Origin of the sequence: Streptomyces luomodiensis, from assembly GCF_031679605.1 — a bacterium.
GTDB classification, from domain to species: domain Bacteria; phylum Actinomycetota; class Actinomycetes; order Streptomycetales; family Streptomycetaceae; genus Streptomyces; species Streptomyces luomodiensis.
On the sequence record NZ_CP117522.1, the window covers coordinates 3,591,356 to 3,613,867 of the forward strand.

1 protein-coding gene is annotated in these 22,512 nt (G+C 73.6%); it reads right to left on the bottom strand.

What is annotated here, in order from left to right:
• Positions 1-48: 48 nt before the first annotated feature.
• On the bottom strand, positions 49-22,491 hold the full coding sequence (locus PS467_RS15465) for an SDR family NAD(P)-dependent oxidoreductase (RefSeq protein ID WP_432280741.1): 22,443 nt from the start codon (positions 22,489-22,491) through the stop codon (positions 49-51).
• Between the last annotated feature and the right edge of the window lie 21 nt (positions 22,492-22,512).

Below are 22,512 nucleotides of genomic sequence, written 5' to 3' on the forward strand. Positions count from 1 at the left end.
TTAAGACGAACCCGGAAGGCGGGTCACTTCACGTCGGCCACGGTCACTTCAGGAGATTCCGAATTCCTTGCCGATGAAGTCGAAGAGGTCGTCGTCCGTGGCGGACTCGATCTCCTCGACGACCTCGGCGCCGTCTTCCGGTCCTCGGTTGTCGTTCCATTGCGCGAGCAGCGCCTGCAACCGCGCGGTGATCCTGCTCCGGCCATCGTCGTCCGGGGTGGCTCCGGCCAGGGACTTCTCCAGCCCGTCGAGCTCCGCGAGCAGCGCGGAGACCGCCGTCGCGTCGTCCGGCAGGATTTCGCCCCGCAGGTACTCGACCAGCGCGCCCGGTGTCGGGTAGTCGAAGACCAGCGTTGCCGGCAGCCGGACTCCGGTGGCCGCGTTCAGCCGGTTACGCAGCTCCAGCGCGGTGAGCGAGTCGAAGCCGACCTCGCTGAACGAGCGGGCCGGGTCGACCGTCTCCGGGCCCGGGTAGCCGAGGACGACCGCCACCTGGGTGCACACCAGCTCCAGCAGCGCCTCCTCCCGCTCGGGCTCGGAGAGCCCGGCGAGCCGCTCCCGCAGCGCCTCGGCACCGGCCGCGGCGGCCGCCGCGGACTCCGCCGCGCGCCGCGCCGGGGCCCGCACCAGTCCGCGGAAGAGCGCCGGGAGCATGCCGCTGCCCGCCTGTGCCCTCAGCGCCACCATGTCCAGCGGCAGCGGCACCAGCAGCGCCTCGTCCGAGCCCCGCGCGGCGTCGAACAGCTCCAGGCCGCTCTCCGGTGTGAGCGCCCCGACGCCGCCGCGCTGGATCCGGGCGATCTCGGTCTCGTCCAGCTCACCGGCCATACCACCGCCCACCGACCACAGGCCCCAGGCGAGGGAGGTGGCGGGCAGTCCTTCGGCCCGGCGGCGCTGGGCGAGGGCGTCCAGGAACGCGTTGGCCGCCGCGTAGTTGCCCTGGCCCGCGCCGCCGAACACACCGGCGGCCGAGGAGAACAGCACGAACGCCGACAGGTCCTTCTCCCGGGTCAGCTCGTGCAGGTTCCACGCGGCGTCCACCTTCGGGCGGAGCACGGTGTCCATGCGTTCGGGTGTCAGCGAGCCGATCACCCCGTCGTCCAGCACACCGGCGGTGTGCACCACGGCGGTCAGCGGGTGCTCGGCGGGGAGGTCGGCGAGGACGGTGGCGAGCGCCTCCCGGTCCGCCACATCGCAGGCCGCCCACCGTGCCTCGGCGCCCGACTCGGCCAGTTCGGCGGTGAGTTCGGCGGCGCCGGGGGCCCGCTCGCCACGGCGGCCGACCAGCAGCAGCCGCCGTACGCCGTGCTCGGCCACCAGATGGCGGGCGAACAGCCCGCCCAGGGTGCCGGTGGCGCCAGTGATCAGGACGGTGCCGTCGGGATCGAACGCGGGAGCCTCCGGCTCGGCGGCCACGGCGGCCCGCGCCAGCCTCGGCGCCCGGACGACGCCGTCGCGCACGGCGACCTGCGGTTCGCCCGTGGCCAGGGCGGCGGCCACGGTCTCCCGCGGCTCACCCCGGCCATCGGTGTCCACCAGGACGATCCGGTCCGGGTTCTCCGCCTGGGCGGAGCGCACCAGGCCCCAGACGGCGGCGTGTGCCGGGTCGGTCGCCGGCTCGTCCGCGGTGGCGGCCACCGCGCCGGAGGTGAGCACGACCAGGCGCGCGTCCGTGAAGTGCTCATCGGCCAGCCAGGTCTGGATCAGGGCCAGCGCCTGGGCGGTGGCCCGGTGCGCCGCGTCGGCCACGTTGGTGTCGCCGTCCCCGCCCGCGGGAGGTGCCGCGTCCGGCAAGGAGACGACCACGTACTCCGGGGCCGCCGTGCCGGCGGCCGTCGCGGCGGCCAGCGCGGCCAGATCCGGGTGGGCGGTGAGGCCCAGGGCGTCGGCGCCCAGGACCGCCCAGCGGTCGGGCGACACCTCGCCGGACGACGCCGGGACGGGCATCCAGTCCAGCCGGAAGAGGGAGTCGGACGCGCCGGCCGAGCGGGCCGCGCCGAGCTGCTCCGGGGAGACCGTGCGCAGCACAAGGCCCTCGACCGACGCCACCGGGGCGCCCGCCACATCGGCGAGCTCCAGCGACACCGTGCCCGTGGCCGCGCCGACGAGCCGCACCCGCAGCGCGGCGGCGCCGACGGCGTGCAGCGACACCCCGGTCCAGGAGAACGGCAACCGGCCCTGGCCGTCGCCCTGTTCGTCCGCCTGGAGCCCCAGCGCGTGCAGCGCGGCGTCCAGCAGTGCGGGGTGCAGGCCGTACGCGGCGGCGTCGGACGTCCAGTCCTCCGGCAGCCGCACCTCGGCGAACACCTCGTCCTCGCGCCGCCAGGCGGCGGTCAGCCCCTGGAACCCCGGCCCGTAGTCGAAGCCCGCCTCGGCCAGGCCGTCGTAGAGCCCGTCGGTCTCGATCTTCTCGGCGTCGGCGGGCGGCCAGGCGACCAGATCGAACGACGGCGCCGCGCCGTCCGACGCCGTCAGCGCGCCGGTGGCGTGCCGCAGCCACGGCTCGTCGGCCGGGGCGCCCTCGGTCCGCGAGTGCAGGGTCAGCGCCCGGCGCCCGGTGTCATCGGGCGCGGCGAGCGACAGCCGCAGCTGAACGGCGCCCTGGTCGGGCACGATCAGCGGCGCCTCCAGCGTCAGCTCCTCCAGCCGGTCGCAGCCCACGTGGTCCCCGGCGCGCAGCGCCAGCTCCAGGAACGCGGTGCCCGGCAGCAGCACCGTGCCCATCACGGCGTGGTCGGCCAGCCAGGGCTGGTTCTGCACGGAGAGCCGTCCGGTGAAGGCGATGCCGTCCGAGTCGGGCAGCTCCACGGCGGCGCCCAGCAGCGGATGGTCCGCCGCGTGCAGGCCGATCGCGGCGGCGTCACCGCCGGCCGGTCCGGGCTTCAGCCAGAAGGAACGGCGCTGGAAGGCGTACGTCGGCAGCTCGACCCGCCGGGCGCCGTACGGGGCGTACAGCGCCGCGAAGTCCACGGCGGCGCCCCGGACCTGGGCGGTGCCGACGGCGGTGAGCAGCGTCTCGGCCTCGGCGCGGTCCTTGCGCAGCGCGGCGGCGTAGGAGCCGCCGCTCTCGGTGGCGCATTCCTGCGCCATCGCGGTGAGCACCCCGTCCGGGCCCAGTTCGACATAGGCGGTGACGCCCTCGGCTTCCAGGGTGCGCACGCCATCGAGGAAGCGGACCGCCTCGCGGGCGTGGCGCACCCAGAAGTCCGGGCTGGTGATCTCTTCGGCCGAGACCACGGCTCCGGTCAGGTTGGACACGATGGGAATGCGCGGAGCCTGGTACGTCAGCTCCCGCGCCACCTCGCGGAAGGCGTCGAGCATGCCGTCCATGTGGGGCGAGTGGAAGGCGTGGCTGACGGTGAGCCGCTTGGTCTTGCGGCCCTCCGCCTCGAAGGACGCCGCGATCTCCAGCGCCGCGTCCTCGTCGCCCGCGACCACGACCGAGGTGGGGCCGTTGACGGCCGCGATGCTCACCCGCTTGCCCAGCTGCGGGGCCACCTCCTCCTCGGACGCCTGGACGGCGATCATCGCGCCCCCCGTGGGCAGCGCCTGCATCAGCCGGCCGCGCGCGGCCACCAGCCGGCACGCGTCCGCGAGCGACAGCACATCCGCCACATGCGCGGCGGCCAGCTCACCGATGGAGTGGCCGGAGAGGAAGTCGGGCCGCAGACCCCACGCCTCGACCAGCCGGAACAGCGCCACCTCGACCGCGAACAGCGCGGGCTGGGTGAAGCCCGTCCGGTCCAGCGCCTCGGCGTCGTCACCGAACAGCACCGTCTTCAACGGCCGTTCCAGATGCGCGTCCAGCTCATCGCAGACCGCGTCGAGAGCCTCCGCGAACACCGGGTACGCGTCATACAGCTCACGGCCCATCCCGAGCCGCTGGCTGCCCTGCCCCGTGAACAGGAACGCCAGTTTGCCGCCCTCGGCCACCGTGCCGTCGACCAGCCCGGCGGCGGTGCGGCCCTCGGCGAGGGCGTCCAGACCGGCCAGGAAGGCGTCCCGGTCACCGGCCACCAGCGCGGCCCGGTGCTCGAAGGACGACCGGGCGGTGGCCAGGGAGTGGCCGATGTCGACCAGGGACAGCTCGGGGTGGGCGGCCACGTGGGCCCGCAGCCGGGCGCCCTGGGCGCGCAGCGCCTCCGGGGACCTGCCGGACAGCACCCACGGCAGCGCGGGCGGCTCGGCGGCCGGGGCCACGGACTCCCGCGCCGGTTCGGCCTCGGACGCCTGCTCGATGATGGCGTGCGCGTTGGTGCCACTGATACCGAACGAGGACACCGCGGCACGCCGCGGCCGGCCCGTCTCGGGCCACTCCACCTGCTCGGTCAGCAACGACACCGCACCCGCCGACCAGTCCACATGCGGCGACGGCTCATCCACATGCAACGTCCGGGGCAGCACACCATGCTCAATGGCCTTGACCATCTTGATGATCCCCGCCACACCGGCCGCCGCCTGCGTGTGACCGAAGTTCGACTTCACCGACCCCAGCCACAACGGCGCCTCATCGGTGTGCTCCTGACCGTACGTGGCCAGCAACGCCTGCGCCTCGATCGGGTCACCCAGCGTCGTACCCGTACCGTGCGCCTCGACGACGTCCACCTCAGCAGCCGTGAGCCGGGCGTTGGCCAGCGCCTGCCGGATCACCCGCTGCTGCGACGGACCGTTGGGGGCGGTGAGGCCGTTGCTGGCGCCGTCCTGGTTGATCGCACTGCCGCGCACGACCGCCAGCACCGGGTGACCGTTCTTCCGGGCGTCCGACAGCCGCTCCACCAGCAGCATGCCCACACCCTCGCCCCAGGCCGTACCGTCGGCCGCCGCCGCGAACGGCTTGCAACGGCCATCGGTCGACAACCCGCGCTGCTTGCTGAAAGCCACGAAGGTGACAGGAGTGGCCATCACGGTCACACCACCGGCCAGCGCCAGCGAGCACTCACCACTGCGCAGCGCCTGCACCGCCATGTGCAGGGCCACCAGGGACGACGAACACGCCGTGTCCACCGTCACCGCCGGCCCCTCAAGACCGAAGGTGTACGACACCCGGCCCGACGCCACACTGCCCGAGCTGGCCGTGCCCACATACCCCTCGAGGCCATCGGGCGCACGGTGCAGCAGCGTGCCGTAGTCGTTGTACATCACACCGGTGTACACACCGGTCCGGCTGCCGCGCAGTGCGTTCGGGTCGATGCCCGCGCGCTCGAACGCCTCCCACGAGGTCTCCAGCAGCAGCCGCTGCTGCGGGTCCATGGCGAGGGCCTCACGCGGCGAAATCCCGAAGAACACCGGATCGAAGTGATCGGCATCGTGCAGGAAACCACCGTTACGGGCGTAACTGGTGCCCCGCTTGTCCGGGTCGTCGTCATAGAGCGACTCGATGTCCCAGCCACGGTCCGTGGGCATATCCGTGATCGCGTCCGTGCCCTCGACCACCAGCTTCCACAGCTCCTCGGGCGAGGTCACCCCGCCGGGGAACCGGCAGCTCATCGCCACAATGGCGATCGGCTCATCAGCACCCGCCGCCGCGGCGACCACGGGAGCGCCCGTATCCACCTGACTGCCCTGCGCCTCGGCCCGCAGATACGTGGCAAGAGCGACCGGGTTCGGATAGTCGAAGATCAACGTCGCCGGGAGCCGGACCCCGCTGACCGCTGTCAGACGGTTGCGCAACTCCACCGCGGTCAGCGAGTCGAAACCGATTTCACTGAACGCACGCCGTGGCTCCACCGCCTCCGGCCCGGCATAACCGAGCACCGCCGCCACCTGCGCACGCACCAGATCCAGCACGATCGCCTCGGCCTCGGCGTCCGGGACCCCGGCCAACTGCCGGGCCAGCGCACCGGACCGTGCGACCGCGGCCGCCTGAGCCGCCCGACGCGGCGGAACCCGCACCAGACCACGGAACAGCGGCGGCAGCATCCCCGCACCCGCCTGAACCCGAAGCGCGGCCATGTCCAGCGGCAGCGGCACCAACAGCGCCTGGTCCGAGCCCTGCGCGGCATCGAACAGCTCCAGGCCCTGGTCGGCCGTAATGGCGGCCACACCATCGCGCCGCAAGCGCGCGAGCTCCGCCTCCTCCAGCTCCCCGGTCATGGCGCTGGCCTCCGCCCACAGCCCCCAGGCGAGAGAGGTGGCCGGCAGTCCGGCGGAGCGGCGATGCGCGGCGAGGGCGTCCAGGAAGGCATTGCCCGCCGCGTAGTTGCCCTGCCCCGCGCCACCGAGCACACCGGCGGCCGAGGAGAACAGCACGAACGCCGACAGATCCAGGTCCCGGGTCAGCTCGTGCAGGTTCCACGCCGCGTCCACCTTCGGACGCAGCACCCGCTCCACGCGCTCCGGCGTCAGCGACCCGATCACACCGTCGTCCAGCACACCCGCCGTGTGCATCACGGCCCGCAGTGGATGCTCGGCGGGGACGGACGCGAGGACCTGGGCCAAAGCGTCCCGGTCCGCCACATCGCAGGCGGCCCAGCGCACGTCAGCGCCCAGCTCGGCCAGCTCAGCCGTCAGCTCGGCGGCACCGGGCGCCTGACCGCCACGGCGGCTGACCAGCAGCAGCCGACGCACACCCCGCTCGGTCACCAGATGGCGCGCGAAGAGATTGCCCAGCATGCCACCGGCACCAGTGATCAACACCGTGCCGTCCGAGCCGAAGGCAGGGACCTCCTGATCTGCGGCGGGGGCGGCGGTGCGGGTCAGGCGCGGGGTCTTGACCGCGCCCTGGCGCACGGCGAGTTCCTGCTCGCCAGACGCAAGAGCGGCCAAGAGAGCAGTGGCCGAATCCGGGTGGCCGTCGAGGTCCACCAGGACGATACGCCCGGGATTCTCCGACTGCGCCGAGCGGATCAGACCGGTCGCGGTGGCCTGCGCGGGCTCGGCCACCACGTCCTCAGCGGCCGTAGCCACCGCGCCCTGAGTGAGAACGACCAGCCGCGAGTCCGCCAAACGGTCCTCGGCCAGCCACGTCTGCACCAGAGCGAGAGCCCCGACAGCGGCCTCGTGCGCCATCGCGACCGGCGAGGAGCCCTCCCCCGACACCACCTGCGGTGCCAAGGAGACCACGACATGCTCCGGAACCACAGCACCGGACTCGACCGCCCCGGCCAGCCCAGCCAGATCCGCATAGAGGTCCGCTTCGACACCGAGGCCAGGGACCTCCGCGCCCACCACCGCCACACGCCCCCCGGAGAAGGTCTCCGAAGACGTCGGCACCGGAACCCACTCCACCCGGAACAGAGCATCCGCCGCGCCACCACCAGCATGACCGGCACCCAACTGCTCCGGGGACACCGCACGCAGCGCGAGCCGCTCCACCGACGCCACCGGCGCACCCGTCACATCAGCCAGCTGAAGCGCCACCGTGCCATTCCCGGCCGACGACAACCGAACCCGCACACTGTCCGCACCCACCGAGTGAACCCGCACACCGCTCCAGGCGAACGGCAGACCACCCTGCTCCAGACCCTCGGTCAGATCACCCAGCCCGATCGTGTGCAGGACGGCATCCAGCAGCGCAGGATGCAGCCCGAACAGATCGGCACCGGGCTCCACACCCTCAGGAAGCGCGACCTCCGCGTACACCTCACCATCGGCCCGCCAGGCCGCCCGCACCCCCTGGAAAACCGGACCATAACCGAAGCCCGCCTCGGCCAGACCCTCATACAGCCCATCGGTCCCGATCCGCTCGGCACCCGCCGGCGGCCAGACACTCAACTCGAACGACGGCACCGACGACGACGCGCCCTCCGCGAGCACACCCGTGGCATGCCGCACCCATGGCACCTCCTCGCCCGCGTCGTCGGGACGCGCGTGCAGGGCAAGGCTTCGGCGGCCGGTGTCGCCCGGGGCCCCTACGACGATCTGGACCCGCACCCCGCCCCGCTCGGGCAGGATCAGCGGCGCCTCCAGCGTGAGCTCCTCCAGCAGATCGCAGCCCACCTGCTCACCAGCGCGCACCGCGAGTTCCACGAACGCGGTGCCGGGCAGCAGCACCGAGCCCATCACCGCATGGTCGGCCAGCCAGGGATGCGTCTCCAGCGACAGCCGCCCGGTGAACAGGAAGCCGTCGGAGTCCGGCAGCTCGACAGCCGCACCCAGCAGCGGATGATCAGCGGCGCCCAGACCGGCGGAGGACACATCACCCACCGAAGCCGGAGCGTCGATCCAGTAACGCTCATGCTGGAACGCGTACGTAGGCAGCTCTGTACGGCGTGCGCCGGTGCCGTCGAACACCGCCTCCCAGTCCACGGACACACCCCGCGACCACGCCTCACCGACGGAGGCCCAGAAGCGCTTCAGCCCGCCCTCGTCCCGCCGCAGCGAACCGATCGCGGCCGCCTCGACGCCCGCCTCCTCCACGGTCTCCTGCACGCCCATCGTCAGCACCGGGTGGGCGCTGGACTCGATGAACACACCGAAGCCCTCGTCCAGCAGCCGCCGGACCGCGCCCTCCAGTTCGACCGTGCGCCGCAGGTTGGTGAACCAGTACTCGGCGTCCAGCTCCGGGCCCTCGACCCACTCCCCCGTCACCGTCGACAGGAACGGCACCTCGGCGTTCCTCGGCTGTACGGGCGCCAGCAGCTCCAGCAGCTCCTCACGCAACAGCTCGACCTGGGCGGAGTGCGAGGCGTAGTCCACCGGCACCCGCCGCGCCCGCACCTCGTCCGCCTCACACGCGGCGATCAGCTCGTCCAGGGCCTCGGGCTCACCCGAGACCACCACCGACGACGGCCCGTTGACGGCGGCGACCGAGATCCGCTCCTCGCCCCACGGGGCGATGCGCTCGCGTACCTCCGCCGCCGGCAGGGCCACCGAGACCATGCCGCCCTTGCCCGCCAGCACCCGGCCGATCACCTGGCTCCGCAACGCCACTACACGCGCCGCGTCCCGCAAGGACAGAATCCCCGCCACACACGCGGCCGCGATCTCACCCTGCGAATGGCCCACCACGGCCGACGGTACGACCCCGAGCGAACGCCACAGCTCCGCCAGCGACACCATCACCGAGAACAGCACCGGCTGGACCACATCCACCCGGTCCAGCGGCGGCGCGCCCTCCGCACCCCGCAGCACATCCACCAACGACCAGTCGGTGAACTCCGCCAACGCGGCCGCGCATTCGTGGATACGGGCCGCGAACGCCGGGGCCGTGTCCATCAGCTCCACGGCCATGCCCGCCCACTGGGACCCCTGTCCCGGGAAGACGAATGCCGTCTTGTCGGACGCCCCGACGTTCTGGACCGGCGCCACACCCTGGGCCAACGCCGTCAGAGCGCGGATGAGGTCATCGCGGTCGGAGCCCACCAGTACCGCACGCTGATCGAAGGCGGCGCGGGTGGTGGCCAGGGAGTAGCCGACATCGGCCGGACGCAGTTCCGGGTCCGCGTCGAGGTGGGCCAGCAGCTTGGCGGCCTGCGCGCGCAGCGCCGCCTCACTCCTGGCGGACAGCGGCCACGGCAGCACACGTGACGCTTCGAGGGAGGGTTCGGCCGGCTCTTCGGCCGGCTCCCGGTCCGCCGGGGCCTGTTCGATGATGGCGTGCGCGTTGGTACCGCTCATGCCGAAGGAGGAGATACCGGCCCGGCGCGGACGCCCGGTCTCCGGCCACTCCCGTGCCTCGCTCAGCAGCGAGACCGCACCGGCTTCCCAGTCCACATGCGGCGACGGCTCATCGATGTGCAGCGACTTCGGCAGCACACCGTGGCGCATGGCCAGCACCATCTTGATGATGCCCGCGACACCGGCGGCGGCCTGCGTGTGTCCGAAGTTGGACTTGATCGACCCCAGCCACAGCGGCTGCTCGGCGGTCTTCTCCTTGCCGTACGTGGCCAGCAGCGCCTGGGCCTCGATCGGGTCGCCCAGCGTCGTCCCCGTACCGTGCGCCTCCACCGCGTCCACCTCGGACGCCGACAGGCCCGCATTGGCCAGCGCCTGACGGATGACACGCTGCTGCGACGGACCGTTCGGCGCCGTCAGACCGTTCGACGCACCATCCTGGTTGACCGCGGTGCCCCGCACCACCGCCAGCACCCGATGGCCGTTCTTCTTCGCGTCCGACAGCCGCTCCACCAGCAGCATGCCCACACCCTCGGCCCAGGCCGTACCGTCGGCCGCGGCGGCGAAGGGCTTGCAGCGGCCGTTGGCGGCCAGTGCGCGCTGCCGGCTGAACTCGGTGAACACCTTGGGAGTGGTGATGATGGTGACACCGCCCGCGAGCGCCATCGTGCACTCGCCGTTGCGCAGCGCCTGAACCGCCAGGTGCAGCGCCACCAGCGACGACGAACACGCCGTGTCGACCGTGACGGCCGGGCCCTCGAAGCCGAAGGTGTACGACACCCGGCCCGAGGCGACGCTGCTGGAGCCGCCGGTGCCGAGATAGCCCTCGACGCCCTCCGGAACGGTGTGCAGCCGCGAGACGTAGTCGTTGTGCATCTGGCCGACGAACACGCCGACCTGCCGGCCGCGCAGCGTCCCCGGGTCGAGCCCCGCGCGTTCGAACGACTCCCAGCTGGTCTCCAGCAGCAGCCGCTGCTGGGGGTCCATGGCGAGCGCCTCGCGCGGGTTGATGCCGAAGAAGGCCGGGTCGAAGTGGTGCGCGTCGTAGTAGAAACCGCCCTCGCGGGTGTACGAGGTGCCGGGCCGGTCCGGATCCGGGTCGTAGAACGCCTCCAGGTCCCAGCCCCGGTCCTCCGGCAGCCCCGCGATACCGTCCCGGCCCTCGGCCAGCAGCTCCCACAGATCCTCGGGGGTGCGCACATCTCCGGGGAAGCGGCAGCTCATCGCGATGATCGCGATCGGGTCGTCCTCATCGGCCACGGCACCCGCGGGGCCGTGGGCCCGCGCCGGAACGGCCGCGGCCGCCTCGGAGCCCAGCAGCTCCTCCAGCAGATAGCCGACGAGCGCGGTCGGCGTCGGGTAGTCGAAGACGAGGGTGGCGGGCAGCCGCAGCCCGGCGGCGCCACCGAGGCGGTTGCGGAACTCCACCGCGGTCAGCGAGTCGAAGCCGAGGTCCTTGAAGGACCGGACCGCCTCCACCGCGTCCGGCGAGTCATGGCCGAGCACCACGGCCACCTGGGCCCGCACCAGGTCCAGCAGTGTCCGCTCCCGCTCGGCGGCGTCCAGCCGGACCAGCCGCTCCACCAGCGAGGACCCGTCCCCGGCCGCGCCCGACTCGGCGGTGCGGCGGGTCGTACCACCGCGCACCAGACCGCGCAGCAGCGGCGGCACCATCTCGAGGGGTGCGCCCGTGAGCGACGCCAGGTCGAGCTGCATGGGCACCAGGAACGCGTCGCCCACCTCCTGGGCGGCGTCGAACAGCGTCAGGCCCTCGTCCGAGGACAGCCCCAGCACACCGGAGCGGGTCATCCGGGACGTGTCGGTGGCCTCCAGCCCACCGGTCATCCCGCTGGCCTCGGCCCACAGACCCCAGGCCAGCGAGGTCGCGGCGAGGCCCTGGGCCTGGCGGTGGCGGGCCAGGGCGTCCAGGAAGGAGTTGGCCGCCGCGTAGTTGGCCTGCCCGGGGCCGCCGAACGTGCCGGCCGCCGAGGAGAACAGCACGAACGCGGCCAGGTCCTGGTCGCGGGTCAGCTGGTGCAGGTTGACGGCCGCGTCCACCTTGGGGCGCAGCACCTTCTCCAGCCGCTCCGGCGTCAGCGAGCCGATCACACCGTCGTCCAGCACGCCGGCGGTGTGCACCACGGCGGTCAGCGGATGCCCGGCGGGGATGCCGGCCAGCACGGCGGCGAGCGCGTCCCGGTCGGCCGCGTCGCAGGCGGCGATGGTGACGTCGGCGCCCAGCTCGCGCAGCTCGGCGGCGAGTTCGGCCGCGCCCGCGGCCTGCTCACCGCGCCGGCTGGTGAGCACCAGACGGCGGGCGCCGCGCACGGTCACCGCGTGCCGGGCGACCAGGCCGCCCAGGGTGCCGGTGCCACCGGTGATCAGCACCGTGCCGTCCGGGTTCCACGGGGCGGGCACGGTCAGCACGACCTTGCCGATGTGGCGGGCCTGGCTGAGGTAGCGGAACGCGTCCGGGGCCTGCCGCAGATCCCACGCGGTGATCGGCAGTGGCCGCAGCGCCCCCTGCCGGAACAGCTCCAGCAGCTCGCACAGCATCTCCTGGATACGGTCCAGGCCCGCCTCGGTCAGGTCGAACGCCTGGTAGGAGACGCCGGGGTATTCGGCGGCCACCTCCTCCGGCACCCGGACGTCGGTCTTGCCCATCTCGACGAACCGGCCGCCGCGCGGCAGCAGCCGCAGCGACGCGTCCACGAACTCCCGCGCCAGCGAGTCCAGCACCACATCGACGCCGCGACCGCCGCTGGCCTCGCGGAACGTCGACTCGAAGGCCAGGTCGCGGGAGGAGGCGATACGGTCCTCGGCCAGCCCCAGCGAGCGCAGCGTGTCCCACTTGCCCTGGCTGGCGGTGGCGTAGACATCCACACCCCAGTGCCGGGCCAGCTGCACGGCGGCCATGCCGACACCACCGGCGGCGGCGTGCACCAGCAGCGACTCCCCGCCCTGGAGGTCCGCCAGGTCGCGCAGCGCGTAGTAGGCCGTCATGAAGACGATCGGCACCGACGCGGCCTGGGCGAACGACCAGCCCTCCGGCATCGGGGCGATCATGCGGCGGTCCACGACCACCAGCGGTCCGAAGCCGCCCGGCAGCATGCCCATCACCCGGTCGCCGGGCGCCAGATCGGTGACCCCGGGGCCGGTCTCCAGGACGACACCCGCGCCCTCACTGCCCATCAGGCCCGCGTCGCCGGGGTACATGCCGAGCGCGTTGAGCACATCGCGGAAGTTCACACCGGCGGCCCGGACCGCGACCCGCACCTGTCCCGCCTCCAGCGGCGCGGCGGCCTCCGGGGCGGGCAGCAGCGTGAGGTTCTCCAGGGTGCCCTTGTCCTGGATGTCGAGCCGCCAGGCGGGCTCGCCGGGCGGCGGCACCATGGGCCCGGTGGCGGCGGTGCGCGCCAGCCGGGGGGCGTGCACGGCGCCCCGGCGCAGCACGAACTGCGGCTCTCCGGCGGCCAGCGCGGCGCCCAGCGCCTCGTAGGAGGCGTCGGTGCCGTCGAGGTCCACCAGCACCAGCCGGTCCGGGTTCTCCGACTGCGCCGAGCGCACCAGACCCCACACCGGGGCGTGCGCCAGATCGTGCGTACCGGCGTCGCCCGCGGTGGCCACCGCGCCCCGGGTCACCAGCACCAGCTGGGACGCCGCGAACCGCTCGTCGGCCAGCCACGCCCGGACCAGCGCCAGCGCCCGCTGGGTGGCGGTGTGCACGGCGGCGGTCACCTCGTCACCGGTGGCGCCGCGCGGGTCGAGGTACGCCAGGACGTACGCGGGCGCGTCCCCGGCCGCGGCCAGCGCGTCCAGGTCGGCGTGGACCGCGGCGCCGGACGTGAGCGGGGCGGGCGCATCCGCGCCGAGCACCGACCAGGCCACGGCCGGGCTCTCGGCGGACAGCGGCACGGTGGCCCAGTCCAGCCGGTACAGCGACTCGTGGTACGCGGCGGACCGCCCCTCCGCGAGCTGCCCGGCCGAAACCGGGCGCAGCGCCAGCTGCTCGACCGAGGCCACCGGGGCACCGGTACCGTCGGCCAGCTCCAGCGCCACCCCGTCGGCCCCGGCCGGGGTCAGCCGGACCCGGAGCGCGTCGGCGCCGACCGCGTGCAGCGACACCCCGCCCCAGGAGAACGGCAGCCGCCCCTGCTCATCCCCGCCCGCGCGGGCGAACGTGCTGTGCAGCGCGGCGTCCAGCAGCGCCGGGTGCAGCCCGAACGCGGCGGCGTCGGACTTCCCGTCCTCCGGCAGCCGCACCTCGGCGAACACCTCGTCGCCGCGCAGCCAGGCGGCGGTGAGCCCCTGGAACATCGGCCCGTACGCGAAACCGCCCTGCGCCAGGTGCTCGTAGAGCCCCTCGACCTCGGCGGGCTCGGCGCCCGGCGGCGGCCACGCGGTCAGATCGAACGAGGGCCGCGGAGCACCGGCCACCAGCACACCGCTCGCATGCCGCAGCCACGGCATCTCGGCGGGCGCGTCCTGCGCCCGCGAGTACAGCTCCAGCGTGCGGTGCCCGGCCTGCTGCGGGGCGCCGACGACGAGCTGGAGCTGGACCGCGCCGCGCTCGGGCAGGACCAGCGGCGCCTCGATGGTCAGCTCGTCCAGCCGGTCGCAGCCCACCTGGTCACCGGCGCGGATGGCCAGCTCGACGAAGGCGGTGCCGGGCAGCAGCACGGTGCCCATGACGGCGTGGTCGGCCAGCCACGGGTGGCTCTCCAGGGAGAGCCTGCCGGTGAACAGGAAACCGTCGGAGTCCGCCAGCGGCACGGCCGCGCCCAGCAGCGGATGGTCGGCCCGGTCCAGACCCGCCGACTCCACATCGCCCACGACACCCGCGGGCGACGTCAGCCAGAAGCGGCGGTGCTGGAAGGCGTAGGTCGGCAGGTCGACGCGGTGGGCGCCGGTCCCGGCGAAGTACCCGGCCCAGTCCGGCGTGACGCCACGGACGTGGAGGGCGGCGAGGGCAGTGGTGACGGCCTCGGCCTCGGGACGGTCCTTGCGCAGCGCGGTGGCGAAGCCCACGGCTTCGGGAGCCTCGACACACTCCTGGACCATCGCGGTGAGAACACCGTCAGGACCCAGTTCGAGGTAGGTGGTGACGCCCTGTGCTTCGAGCGTGCGGACGCCGTCGAGGAAACGCACGGCCTCGCGGACGTGACGCACCCAGAAACCGGGGCTGGTGATCTCCTCGGCGGAGACGACATCGCCGGTCAGGTTGGACACGATGGGGATACGCGGGGCCTCGTAGGTCAGACCCTCGGCCACCTCACGGAACGCCTCCAGCATCCCGTCCATACGCGGGGAGTGGAACGCGTGGCTCACCGTCAGCCGCTTGGTCTTACGACCCTTCGCCTCGAACGACGCGGCAATCTCCACCGCCGCGTCCTCATCACCCGCGATGACGACCGACGTGGGCCCGTTGAGCGCGGCAATGCTCACGCTGTCCGTGAGCAGCGGCGCCACCTCGTCCTCCGACGCCTGCACCGCGATCATCGCGCCACCGGCAGGCAGGGCCTGCATCAACCGCCCACGCGCGGCCACCAGCTTGGCCGCGTCCGCCAGCGACAGCACACCCGCCACGTGCGCGGCGGCCAGCTCACCGATCGAATGCCCGGCCAGGAAATCGGGCCGCACACCCCACGCCTCCACCAGCCGGAACAGCGCCACCTCCACCGCGAACAGCGCGGGCTGGGTGAACCCCGTCCGGTCCAGCTCCTCGGCATCGGCCCCGAACACCACGGCCTTCAGCGGCCGCTCCAGATGCGCGTCCAGCGCATCGCACACCGCGTCGAACGCCTCGGCGAACACCGGATAGGCGTCATACAGCTCACGCCCCATCCCCAGCCGCTGGCTGCCCTGCCCCGTGAACAGGAACGCCACCTTGCCGTCGGCCACCGAGCCCTGCGCCAGCCCCGCCGCCGACTCACCACGCGCCAGCGCCTCAAGACCCGCGACCAACCCGGCCCGGTCCCCGCCCACGACCACCGCGCGGTGATCCAGCGCGGCACGCGTCGTCGCGAGCGAGAACGCCACATCGGTCGGCGACAGCTCCGGCCGCCGCTCCAGGTCGGCGAGCAGCCGCTCGGCCTGCGCCCGCAGAGCGTCGGCGCTCTTGCCGGACACCGGCCACGGCAGCACGGACGGCTGAACGGCCGGAAGAGCGGCGATCTCGGCCGGTTCGGGCTCGGGCGCCTGCTCGATGATGGCGTGCGCGTTGGTGCCGCTGACGCCGAAGGAGGAGATACCGGCCCGGCGCGGACGCCCGGTCTCCGGCCACTCCCGCGCCTCGCTCAGCAGCGAGACCGCACCGGCTTCCCAGTCCACATGCGGCGTCGGCTCATCGATGTGCAGCGACTGGGGAAGGACGCCGTGGTGCATCGCCTGCACCATCTTGATGATGCCCGCGACACCGGCCGCGGCCTGCGTGTGTCCGAAGTTGGACTTGATCGACCCCAGCCACAGCGGCTGCTCGGCGGTCTTCTCCCTGCCGTACGTGGCCAGCAGCGCCTGCGCCTCGATCGGGTCGCCCAGCGACGTCCCCGTACCGTGCGCCTCCACCGCGTCCACCTCGGACGCCGACAGCCCCGCATTCGCCAGCGCCTGACGGATGACCCGCTGCTGCGACGGACCGTTCGGCGCCGTCAGACCGTTCGACGCACCATCCTGGTTGACCGCGGTGCCCCGCACCACCGCCAGCACCCGGTGACCGTTCTTCTTCGCGTCCGACAGCCGCTCCACGAGCAGCATGCCCACGCCTTCGGCCCAGCCGGTGCCGTCCGCGTCGGCCGAGAAGGACTTGCAGCGGCCGCTGGTCGACAGACCGCCCTGGCGGCTGAAGTCGATGAAGGTGTCCGGGGTGGACATGACGGTGACACCGCCCGCGAGCGCCATAGTGCACTCGCCGTTGCGCAGCGCCTGCGCCGCCAGGTGCAGCGCCACCAGCGACGACGAACACGCCGTGTCGATGGTGACCGCCGGGCCTTCGAGCCCGAAGGTGTACGCCACCCGGCCGGAGGCGACACTGCCGGCCGTACCGGTGCCGAGGTAGCCCTCCAGGCCGTCCGGCAGGGCGGTCAGCCGGGAGAGGTAGTCGTGGTACATGACGCCCGCGAAGACGCCGGTCTTGCTGCCGCGTACGGTCGCCGGGTCGATCCCGGCCCGTTCGAACGCCTCCCAGGAGGTCTCCAGCAGCAGCCGCTGGTGCGGGTCCATGGCGAGCGCCTCGCGCGGGTTGATCCCGAAGAAGTCGGGGTCGAACTCGCCCGCGTCGTAGAGGAACCCGCCCTCGATGGTGGCGCTGGTGCCCGCCTGCGCGGGGTCGTCGCCCAGCAGCCCCTCCAGCTGCCAGCCGCGGTCGGTGGGGAAGCCGGAGATGGCGTCCACCGAGCCGGTGACCAGCTGCCACAGCTCCTCGGGGCTGGTGACCCCGCCCGGGTAGCGGCAGCTCATGCCGACGATGGCGATGGGTTCGTCGTCGGCGACGGCGACGGTGGCGGCGGGGGCCGCGGCGGCCTCGTCGGCCTGGTCGCCGAGGATCTCGGTGCGCAGGAAGCCGGCCAGCGCGGTCGGCGTCGGGTAGTCGAAGACGAGGGTGGCCGGGAGCCGTACGCCCGTGACGGCGCCGAGGCGGTTGCGCAGCTCGACGGCGGTGAGCGAGTCGAAGCCCAGCTCCTTGAAGGCGCGGCCGGCGCCGACGGCCTCCGGGCCCGCGTAGCCGAGGACGGCGGCCACCTGGCCGCAGACGATCTCCAGCAGCAGCCGGTCGCGTTCGGGGACGGACAGGGCGAGGAGCCGGTCGGCGAGCCCGCCGGGGGCCGCGCCGCCGCCCGCCTCCACGACCCGGCGGCCGGGGGCCCGCACCAGGCCGCGCAGCAGCGCGGGGACCATCGACGCGTCGGCGTGCCGCAGCGGCGCCAGGTCCAGGTGCATGGGCACGAGCGTGGGGTCGCCCACGGCGAGGGCGGTGTCGAGGAGGGCGAGGCCCTCCTCGGAGGAGAGGGCGGCCACTCCGGCGCGGGTGATGCGCTGGATGTCGGCGTCGTCGAGGTCGCCGGTCATGCCGCTGCGCTCGGCCCACAGGCCCCAGGCGAGGGCGGTGGCGGGCAGTCCCTGGGCGCGGCGCCGGTGGGCCAGGGCGTCCAGGAAGGCGTTGGCGGCCGCGTAGTTGGCCTGGCCGGGGCCGCCGAGGGTGCCGGCGGCGGCGGAGAACAGCACGAACGCGGACAGGTCCAGCTCGCGGGTCAGCTCGTGCAGGTTCCAGGCGGCGTCGACCTTGGGCGGCAGGACACGGTCCACGCGTTCGGCGGTCAGCGAGCCGATGACGCCGTCGTCGAGCACACCGGCGGTGTGCACCACGGCGGTCAGCGGATGCTCGGCCGGGATGGCGGCCAGGGCCGCGGCGAGCGCGGTGCGGTCGGCCACGTCGCAGGCGGTGAGAGTGGCCTCGGCGCCCAGCTCGCGCAGCTCGGCGACGAGTTCGGCGGCGCCGTGGGCGTCGGCCCCGCGCCTGCTGAGCAGCAGCAGATGGCGCACGCCGTGCTCGGTGACCAGGTGGCGGGCGACCAGTCCGCCGAGGGTGCCGGTGGCGCCGGTGACCAGGGCGGTGCCCTCGGGGGCGAGGGCGGGGACGGTCTGGTCGGCGGCGGACGCCACCCTCGCCAGACGCGGTACGACCACGGTGCCGGCGCGGACCGCGAGCTGCGACTCACCGGTGGCCAGGGCGGCGGACAGCACCCGGTAGGACTCGTCGGTGCCGACGGCGCTTCCGGTGCTGCCGGTGCTGCCGGTGCTTTCGGCGCTTTCGAAGTCCACCAGGATGAAACGGTCCGGGTTCTCCGACTGCGCGGAGCGCAGCAGACCCCACAGCGGGGCGTGGACCAGGTCCTCGGTGTCGGCGTCCGTCGAGGTGGCGACGGCGCCACGCGTGGCGATGACCAGCCGGGAGCCCTCGAAGCGGGCGTCGGCGAGCCAGCTTTGGACCAGCTCCAGCGCACGGTGCAGGGCCTCGCGCACGGCGGTCTCGACGGGAAGCCCGGTGTCACCCGGGAAGAACGGGGCGACGACGGCCTGCGGCACCGGGGTTCCGGCGTCCACGGCCGCGCCCAGCGCGGCCAGGTCGGCGTAGTCGGCGGCGGTGGGCAGCGCTCCGGCCACCTCGGGGTGGTCGGTGCCCAGCACCGCCCACTGCCCGGCCACAACGGTGGTGGCGGCCGGCACCGGGGCGGGGGTCCACTCGACGCGGAACAGCGCCTCGTGGAAGGCGCCGCGCGCGGCGTGCACCTGGTCGGGCGAGACGGGGCGCAGCAGCAGCGACTCGACGGAGGCGACGGGCGCGCCGCTCTCGTCCGTCACCAGTACGGCCACGGCGTCCTGACCGGCGGGCGAGAGCCGGACGCGGAGCGCGGCGGCGCCGACGGCGTGCAGCCGCACACCGCTCCAGGAGAAGGGGAGGCGGCCGTGTTCGGTGTCCTCCAGGAGGGAGCCGATGCCCACGGCGTGCAGGGCCGCGTCCAGCAGCGCCGGGTGCAGCCCGAACAGTTCGGCCTCGGCGCGGGCGCTCTCGGGCAGCCGTACCTCGGCGTACACCTGGTCGCCCTGCTGCCAGGCGCCCTGGAGGCCCTGGAAGACCGGGCCGTAGGCGAATCCGGTCCCGGCGAGCCACTCGTAGAGGCCGTCCACGGGGACCTCGGTGGCACCGGCCGGCGGCCATGCGGTGAGGCCCTCGGAGGCGTCGGCGGGCGTGGTGGCGCCGGTGCCGAGCACACCGGTGGCGTGGCGGGTCCATTCGCCCTCGCCCCAGGTGCCGTCGGCGGCGTCCTCCAGGCGCGAGTGCAGGCTCAGCGAGCGGCGGCCGGTCTCGTCCGGCGCGCCCACGGACACCTGGAGCTGGACGCCGCCCTGCGGGGGCAGCACCAGCGGGGCTTCGAGGGTGAGCTCCTCCAGGACGTCCGCGCCGACGTGGTCACCGGCGCGGATGGCCAGTTCGACGAAGGCGGTGCCGGGCAGCAGCACGGTGTCCATGACGGCGTGGTCGGCCAGCCACGGGTGGGTCTGGAGGGACAGCCGGCCGGTGAACAGGAACCCGGCGCCGTCGGCGAGCGACACGGCGGCGCCGAGCAGCGGGTGGTCGGCGGAGCCGAGTCCGGCGGCGGTGACGTCGCCGGTCCAGGGGCCGGGCGGCTCGGGCCAGTACAGCTCGCGCTGGAAGGCGTAGGTGGGCAGTTCGACGCGGCGGGCGCCGGACCCCGCGAAGAAGGCGGCCCAGTCGACGGCCACACCGTGCACGTGGACACGGGCGAGCGCGCCGGCCAGGGCGGTGGTCTCGGGGCGGTCGCCACGCAGCACGGGGATGAACACGGCGCCGTCGGCGGTGACGCAGTCCTGCGCCATGGCGGAGAGCACCCCGTCGGGGCCGAGCTCCACATAGGTGCCGACGTCGTACTCCTCGAGCCGGCGGATGCCGTCGGTGAAGCGGACCGCCTCACGTACGTGCCGGACCCAGTAGTCGGGCGAGCAGATCTCGTCGGCGGAGACCGATCCGCCGGTCAGGTTGGAGATGATGGGGATGACCGGCGGGGCGTAGCTCACCTGCCGGGCGACCTCGCGGAAGGCGTCCAGCATGCCGTCCATGCGCGGCGAGTGGAACGCGTGGCTCACGGTCAGCCGCTTGGTCTTGCGGCCCTGTGCCTCGAACGACGCGGCGATCGCGGCAGCGGCGTCCTCGTCACCCGCGATGACCACCGACGTCGGCCCGTTGAGCGCGGCGATGGACACCCGCTCATTCAGCAGCGGCGCCACCTCGTCCTCGGACGCCTGGACGGCGATCATCGCGCCACCGGCCGGCAGCTCCTGCATCAGCCGGCCACGCGCCGCCACCAGCTTCGCCGCGTCCGCCAGCGAGAGCACACCGGCCACATGCGCGGCGGCCAGTTCGCCGATCGAGTGGCCGACGAGGAAGTCGGGCCGCACGCCCCAGGTTTCCAGCAGCCGGAACAGCGCCACTTCGAGGGCGAACAGCGCGGGCTGGGTGTAGCCGGTCCGGTCCAGCGCCTCGGCGTCGTCACCGAACATCACCTCGCGCAGCGGCCGCTGAAGGTGCTGGTCGAGCTCGGCGCACACCTCGTCCAGGGCGCGGGCGAAGGCCGGGACGGCCGCGTACAGCTCACGGCCCATCCCGGTGCGCTGGCTGCCCTGGCCGGTGAAGAGGAACGCCACCTTGCCCTCGCCGACCTCGCCCCGGACGACCCCGCCCGCGGGGCCGTCCTCGGCGAGTCCGGCCAGTCCGCGCAGCAGCTCCTCCCGGCCGCCCTCGCCGGCGAGGACCACGGCCCGGTGGTCGAGTGCGGCGCGGGTGGTGGCCAGCGAGTAGGCCAGGTCGACCAGGCCCAGGTCCGGGTCGTCCTGGACCCGGGCGGTGAGCCGTTCGGCCTGGGCGCGCAGCGCCGGTGCGCTCTGCCCGGACACCGGCACCGGCACCAGACCGCCGAGCCCGGTCCACTCCGAGGGTGTGGCGTCGCCGTCGGCGGCCCGCGGTTCGCGGTCCTCGGCGGGCGCCTGCTCGATGACGGTGTGCGCGTTGGTACCGCTCACGCCGAAGGAGGAGATGCCCGCGCGGCGCGGCTGGCCGGTCTCCGGCCACGGGGTGTTCTCGGTGAGCAGGGAGACCGCGCCCGCCGTCCAGTCCACGTCCCGGGAGGGCGCGTCGACGTGCAGCGTCTTGGGCAGGACGCCGTGCTCGATGGCCTTGACCATCTTGATGATGCCGGCGACACCGGCGGCGGCCTGGGTGTGCCCGAAGTTGGACTTGATGGAGCCGAGCCACAGCGGGCGGCCGTCGGGCCGGTTCTGCCCGTACGTGGCGAGCAGGGCCTGGGCCTCGATGGGGTCGCCGAGGCTGGTGCCGGTGCCGTGCGCCTCGACGGCGTCCACCTGGGCCGGGGTGAGCCGGGCGTCGGTGAGCGCCTGGCGGATGACGCGCTGCTGGGACGGTCCGTTGGGCGCCGTCAGACCGTTGGACGCGCCGTCCTGGTTGATGGCCGAGCCACGGACGATCGCCAGCACCTTGTGGCCGTGCCGGCGGGCGTCCGACAGCCGCTCCACCAGCAGCATGCCGACGCCCTCGCCCCAGCCGGTGCCGTCCGCGCCGTCCGCGAACGCCTTGCAGCGGCCGTCGGGCGCCAGGCCCCGCTGCCGGCTGAAGTTGATGAACGCGCGCGGGCTGTTCATCACCGTGACACCGCCGGTGAGCGCCAGCGAGCACTCGCCGTTCCGCAGTGACTGGATGGCCAGGTGCAGCGCCACCAGCGACGCCGAGCAGGCGGTGTCGACGGTGAGCGCCGGGCCCTCCAGGCCGAAGGTGTAGGAGAGGCGGCCGGAGATGACGCTGGCGGCGTTGCCGGTGAGCAGGTACTGCTCGACGCCCTGCGGCAGCCGGTGCAGCAGCTCCGGGTAGTCCTGGCCGTTGGTGCCGATGAAGACACCGGCCTTGCTGCCGCGCAGCGTGGCCGGGTCGATCCCGGCCCGCTCGAACACCTCCCAGGAGGTCTCCAGCAGCAGCCGCTGCTGCGGGTCCATGCCGAGGGTCTCGCGCGGGCTGATCCCGAAGAACGCCGCGTCGAACTCGCCCGCGGCGTCGAGGAACCCGCCCTTGTCGGTGTAGCTGGTGCCCTGCTGGTCGGGGTCGTCGGCGAAGAGCGACTCGATGTCCCAGCCACGGTCCGTAGGGAAGTCCGCGATGGCGTCGCCGCCCGCCGCCACGAGCTCCCACAGCTCCTCCGGAGACGTGACGCCTCCGGGGAACCGGCAGCTCATGCCGACGATCGCGATCGGCTCAGGCTCCTGCGACTCGACCTCGCGAAGACGCTGGCGCGTCTGGTGCAGATCGGCAGTTACCCGCTTGAGGTAGTCGAGGATCTTGTCCTGATCCGCCATTGGAGTCTCACCCATGCTTCT